General features: G+C 43.1%; 1 protein-coding gene. It reads left to right on the forward strand.

Annotation, left to right across the window (positions count from 1 at the left end):
* Positions 1 to 84: 84 nt before the first annotated feature.
* The coding region (locus WA407_RS26530; RefSeq protein ID WP_336078748.1) for a cold shock domain-containing protein at positions 85 to 255 on the forward strand (171 nt) is incomplete at its 3' end.

A 255-nucleotide genomic window follows, 5' to 3' on the forward strand; every position in this document is an offset into this window, starting at 1 on the left:
TTGACAATGGATAACTTTGGGTGGTATAGTCGGAAATGTGGGCGAGAGCTTCACTTCATTTGATGACGAAGGGAATGTTAGTGCATGCAAGGTAAAGTAAAATGGTTTAACGCAGAAAAAGGTTATGGTTTCATTGAAACATCTGACGGCGGCGACGTATTTGTACATTTTTCCGCAATTCAAACAGAAGGCTTCAAAACACTTGAAGAAGGACAAGACGTGGAGTTCGACATTGTCGAAGGCGCACGTGGACCA

Origin of the sequence: Paenibacillus sp. 203 (genome assembly GCF_037027525.1) — a bacterium.
Taxonomy (GTDB): Bacteria; Bacillota; Bacilli; order Paenibacillales; family Paenibacillaceae; genus Paenibacillus; species Paenibacillus polymyxa_B.